Origin of the sequence: Micromonospora sp. M51, from assembly GCF_018070305.1 — a bacterium.
Classification (GTDB): domain Bacteria; phylum Actinomycetota; class Actinomycetes; order Mycobacteriales; family Micromonosporaceae; genus Micromonospora; species Micromonospora parva.
Map to the genome: position 1 here is coordinate 1 of NZ_JAGPXZ010001329.1, position 801 is coordinate 801.

Here is an 801-nt window from a genome sequence, read left to right on the forward strand (position 1 = left end):
CACCGCCGCGGCCCGGGTCGACTTCGTGGCGATGCACGTCGAGCGGGCCGCCACGCTCGCCGACGCGGTGAAGCTGCGTCCGGACGCGCCGGCCCGGGCGGTGGTTCCGCTCGGCGTCGCCGCGCTCGGCCGGGCCGCGCGCCGGTCGCTGTCCGCCGGTGAGCCGGCAATGGCCGTCGAGTACGCCGAGCGCGCCACCGAACTGGCCCGCGACGGGGTGCCGGCCGCCGACCAGGTGGTGCACGCCCGGGCGTTGCTCCAGGTCGGCCGGGTCTCCGACGCGTTGGCGTACGCCGAGAAGATCGCCGCGAACGCGCGGGACGAGGCCACCCGGGTCAGCGCCCTGCTGCTGGCGGGGCAGGCCCAGGAGACCCTCGGGGACCAGGGCCGGGCGGTGACCGCCTGGCAGGAGGCGTTGCAGGTGGCCACGGAGGGTCAGCTGCCCACCCAGCGCGCCACGGCCATGCGCCGGCTCGGCATGGCCGACTTCGTGGCCGGGCGGTTGAGTCAGGCGAGCAGTCGGTTGGCGGCCGCGTACCAGGTGAGCCTGGGCGTCCAGGACAGGCGCGGGCAGGCGTGGTCCCTGCAGAACCTGGCCTGGGTGACCACCACCCGGGGTGACTTCGCCGGCACCGACGCGGTGCTCGGCCGGGCGGCCCGGCTCTTCGCCGAGCTGAAGGATCCGTACGGGCGGGCCTGGTTGCGCGGCACCACGGCGTTCGCCCGGCTGCTCGCCGGTCGACTGCGCGAGGCGTGTCGGATGGCGCAGGTGTTCCTGCCGTTCGGTGAGCGGGTCGGCGA

Annotated in this window: 1 pseudogene; it reads left to right on the forward strand. The window is 76.3% G+C overall.

From position 1 onward, the window contains the following. A pseudogene (locus tag KBX53_RS34615) lies at positions 1–801 on the forward strand (adenylate/guanylate cyclase domain-containing protein); the annotation flags it as partial.